We start from the raw sequence: 4,663 nt of genomic DNA, 5'->3' as shown, positions 1-4,663 counted from the left end.
TGGAGAAGATTCAGTGCCACTCTTTCCCCAGAAAGGAGGACTCCTGTGTTCCCTTCAAGGTGAGCTATGATCTCTCCTTTTTTTACAAATTCTCCCTCTCTTTTGAGAAAGTTTATTTTCACCCCTCCCAGAATTTCAAAAACCCGTGAAAATACATCTAATCCGCATATTTTTCCATCTTCTTTTACTATAAGTTGAACCTCTGAGAGACTTTCTTTATCGATTATGCTTCCTGTGGTGATGTCATCATAGACTCTATCCTCAAGAAGGGCATTTTTTATTATATCATCAATTATGATGTAATTCATTTGTGAGATCTCCTCTGTGTTTTATTATTATTTTCCTTGCAGCCTCCTCTGGACACCATTCATCTTCAATAATTAATTTTTCTATCAGATTCACACTGTCAATATGGAGGTTGATGTCCTTAGCAGCACTTTTTCCGAAAACCACAGCCTCCAGAAGAGAGTTGCTAGCCAGACGGTTTTTCCCGTGAAGACCTGTACAAGCAGCTTCTCCCACTACATACAGATTCCGGCAGCTTGATCTTCCAGAGAGAGTTGTTTTTATTCCCCCCATAAAATAATGCTGTGCCGGACTTATAGGAAGAAGATCTGATGTAATATCATACCCTCTTTCAAAGCACTCTGTGTATATTCCGCTGAATCTCTCTCTGATGTAGTTAGAATCTAAGGCTGTGGCATCTAGATATACACATTCCATGCTGTCTTTTTTCTTGTTTATGATGGCTTCTGTCACTCTGTCTCTGGGGAGAAGTTCGTCTACAAATCTTTCTCCACTAGAGTCTCTTATGACTGCACCTTCACCTCTCAGAGCCTCAGAAAGAAGAAAGAGCCTGTTTTTGTTCTGGTTGTCCAGAGCTGTAGGGTGCAGCTGGATATACTCTACATCCTTTATTTTCAAATGATGTTTCTTAGCCAGCGCCAGAGCGACACCTTTTATATTTGGCTGATTTGTAGAGTTTTTAAACAGCCCCCCTATACCTCCTGTAGCCAGGACCACTACTTTAGAATCCACTGAAAACCTTTTTTCATTTTTTTTGAAAATACCTCCGTGGACGTTGTTTTCAGATATTTTCAGATCCAGAAGTTCACTGCCCTCAAGAACAGTTATATTTTTTCTTTTCTCTATGTTTTTAATTAAGGTTTCCATGATCATTTTTCCTGTTTCAGAGCCGTGAAAAAGTATTCTCCCTTTGCTGTGAGCAGCCTCCTTTGTAAATTTTAGATTTCCATATTCATCTTTCTGAAACTCGGTTCCCAGTTTGATTAAATCTTTGATATTTCCCCAGGATTCTCTTGCCACCATGTTCAGAGTTTCAGTATCGTTTTTATTGTGTCCTGCAGCCAGAGTGTCCTCTATAAATGATTTTTCATCTCCAGGCATGACTGTGGTGATCCCACCCTGAGCCAGATAGGAGTTGCAGTCTCTTATTTTGGAATTTGTCATTACAAGTATATTCAGGTCTTCTCTTAGATTTAGTGCTGTATAGAGCCCCCCTATACCTGTTCCTACTATTAAAACATCTGCCTTCAATGTTACTCACCTCTTTTTTTTGAAAATAAAAGCATGTTATTAAGTGCCTTTCCAGCCTCTTTTATGGTCTCCTCATCTAGGACGACCTCCCCCTTCATTGTTTCAAGGGATTCAAGAATTGTTTCTGGAAATATTTTTTTCATGGCCCTACAGAGCATTGGAAGAAAAAAGAACTCTTTATTAGGATTATCTTTTTTCAGCTGGTGAGAGATACCTTTTTCAGTGACCACTAAAAACCTTTCACTGCTGCTCTCATTGATATACGTCAGTATTCCGCTGGTACTTCCTGTGTAATGAGCCATATCCCTCACATCCTTTCTACATTCAGGGTGGGCGGCTATGACGAGGTCTCTGCCATTTTTCTCAAGAGCTCTCTCTATATCAGAAGGCCTTACTGCATCGTGTATATTACAACACCCATCCCAGGGAATGATTTTCTTGTGTGGAATTTGTTCCTGTACATAACTGGCAAGATTTTTATCAGGGACAAACAGTATCTTTTCTGTGTCCAGGTTGTCTATAATGTTTTCAACACTTGATGATGTACAACACACATCAGATACTGTTTTTACAGCACTGGAAGAGTTTACATATGTCACTACCTTTACATCTGGATGCGCCGCCTTGTACTGCAGTATCTCCTCGGGAGAGGCCATGTATTCCATGCAGCATGGAGCCTCTGTATAACACGGGAACAGCACAGTTTTTTCAGGTGAAAGGATTTTAGCACTTTCTGCCATAAAACGTACTCCGCAGAAGACTATTATATCTGCATCTGATTTTTTTCCCACCTGAGCCAGGTAAAAAGAATCTCCCACATGGTCAGCAATATCCTGCACATCTGCTCTCTGATAATAATGTGCCAGAATAATGGCATTTTTCTCTTTTTTTAATTTTTTTATCTTTTCTATTATATCCAAAACTGTTTCCCCCTTGAAATTATTGACCTTTGTGTGAGATATTAGCACCAAGAAAAATATAATTCAATATTAAATATTTTTTTCACTAGTTAAAAATTACAGGGGTTATTTAAAAATTGGAAGTTATAAATTTTTTTTAAAAAATAAAATTCATGATGAACCAAAGTTTCACTAAGTAATATATTGATTTACAATTTTTTTCACTCTTAATGAAAAACTTATTGATAAGATCTTAAAAAAAAGCCTTAAAAAAAGAATACAAATTCATTAATAAAAAATAATTTGTTGTTAAAACATCGATTATTAAAAATCAACCATTTACAAGTGAAAATAGTAACTTAAAAATTGTTTTTGAGTTTTCAAGAGAACTATGGTATCAGAGGTCTAAACCCTTAAAGAAAAATCTGAAAAAAAGCTATAACTATTCCTAAACAGTATTTTAAATCCTAAAAAAAAACGTATAGTATTATAAATAAACTGTTTTTATAAAAAATGTTCTTGCAGTTCATGACGGTATTTTGCATTTCATGTTCAGTTTAAATGCTTTTGAGTCATCTTTGTTTATTCTGTTCCTATAATAAAGGTATAATTCCAGTATAAGAAATATTAAAAATAAATTTAATAAATGGAGGTAAAAAAATGATAACTTTTTTAATTGCCCTGGCAACTCTGATTGGTGGTTATTTTATCTATGGAAAAGTAGTTGAAAATGCTTTTGGAATCAATGAAGCAAATATTACACCTGCGACAAAACTAGCTGACGGTGTTGACTATGTGGAACTAGACTGGAAAAAAGCTTTCCTTATACAGTTTCTAAACATCGCTGGATTGGGACCTATATTTGGTGCGGTGGCAGGAGCTCTTTGGGGACCGGCTGCATTCTTATGGATCGTATTTGGATGTATATTTGCAGGATCAGTGCACGATTATCTGGCTGGGATGCTTTCTCTGAGACACGACGGAGCTACCATAGCTGAGATAGTAGGTAAATACCTTGGTACTAGTGCCAAGAATATAATGAGAGTATTCTCTGTTGTTCTTCTTGTGCTAGTAGGAGTGGTTTTCATAGTAGGACCTGCAGGAATATTGACAAACATTGTACCTGGAGTCAGCAAAATGACTTGGGTTGGAATCATCATAGTTTATTATATAATAGCTACTGTACTTCCAGTGGATAAATTAATCGGGAAGATCTATCCTATATTTGGTGCATCACTTATCATCATGGGATTAGGTATAGCAATAGGATTATTTGTAAAAGGATATCAGATTCCTGAGTTAACACTTCAAAACTTAAATCCAAAGGGAACACCTTTTTATCCGTTCCTGTTTATAACAATTGCCTGTGGAGCTATATCTGGATTCCACGCTACTCAGTCTCCTTTAATGGCTAGATGTATAAAAAATGAAAAAGAAGGAAAAAGAGTATTCTTCGGTTCTATGATAGCTGAAGGTGTCATAGCTCTTATCTGGGCAGCAGCTGCCATGACTTTCTTCGGAGGAACAGAGGGGCTTGCAGGAGCAGGTTCTGCCGGAGTAGTTGTAAATACCATATCGAACTCTATGCTTGGTAAAGTAGGAGGGGCACTTGCACTTTTAGGAGTAGTAGCTTGTCCTATAACTTCTGGAGATACAGCATTTAGAAGTGCCAGACTTGCCATTGCAGATGCTACAAATTTCAAACAGGGACCTATAAAGAACAGATTTCTAATAGCTCTTCCGCTATTTGCAGTTGGTGTATCACTTTGCTTCATGGATTTCGGGATCATCTGGAGATACTTTGCTTGGTCAAACCAAACACTTGCTACTATAGTTCTGTGGGCTGGAGCAGTTTACCTGGCTCAAAGAGGAAAGAACTACTGGATAGCAGCAGCACCTGGTACATTCATGACAGCAGTTGTTACCACATATATAATCATAGCACCTGAAGGATTAAAATTACCTACTACAGTGGGATACCCAGTTGGGATAGCAGTTGCCTTAGGTTCACTGGCTCTTTTCCTCAAAAAGAGAAAAACACAGCCTGTTGGAGAAATTGCTTAGGAAATATATCGATGCATAGTTTCCTTGGAAACTTTACATAAACACTTAGAAACTTCTGTTTACAACCAAAATAAGGAAGGGACACCCCCCGTGTCCCTTCCTTGCTTTTTTGATTTTTTATTTAAATCAAGCTATTGATTTTT

General features: G+C 37.4%; 3 protein-coding genes and 1 pseudogene. 1 reads left to right on the top strand and 3 read right to left on the bottom strand.

The features are described from left to right. The 3 genes and pseudogenes from ABZA26_RS08180 to nadA form a co-directional block, all read right to left on the bottom strand. Window positions 1-308 (bottom strand): annotated as a pseudogene (locus tag ABZA26_RS08180) (nicotinate-nucleotide diphosphorylase (carboxylating)); the annotation flags it as partial. Further along, window positions 289-1,557 carry an L-aspartate oxidase gene (locus tag ABZA26_RS08175; protein WP_372714035.1) on the bottom strand — a complete coding sequence of 423 codons (1,269 nt, stop codon included), beginning with the start codon at window positions 1,555-1,557 and terminating at the stop codon, window positions 289-291. The gene ABZA26_RS08175 and the pseudogene ABZA26_RS08180, both read right to left, overlap by 20 nt. Before the next feature lie 2 nt (window positions 1,558-1,559). Then, a complete protein-coding gene (nadA, locus tag ABZA26_RS08170) occupies window positions 1,560-2,477 on the bottom strand; it encodes a quinolinate synthase NadA (protein ID WP_372714034.1) in 918 nt (305 codons plus the stop codon). Between the two features lie 639 nt (window positions 2,478-3,116). On the opposite strand from nadA, the gene ABZA26_RS08165 reads away from it, so the two are divergent. Next, window positions 3,117-4,520: a carbon starvation protein A gene (locus tag ABZA26_RS08165; protein ID WP_372714033.1), complete on the top strand. Its 1,404-nt coding sequence runs from the start codon at window positions 3,117-3,119 to the stop codon at window positions 4,518-4,520. The last annotated feature ends 143 nt before the right edge of the window (window positions 4,521-4,663 follow it).

This window comes from Ilyobacter sp., assembly GCF_041583315.1.
Lineage (GTDB): Bacteria > Fusobacteriota > Fusobacteriia > Fusobacteriales > Fusobacteriaceae > Ilyobacter.
This window is presented reverse-complemented; position numbering and strand designations above follow the sequence as displayed.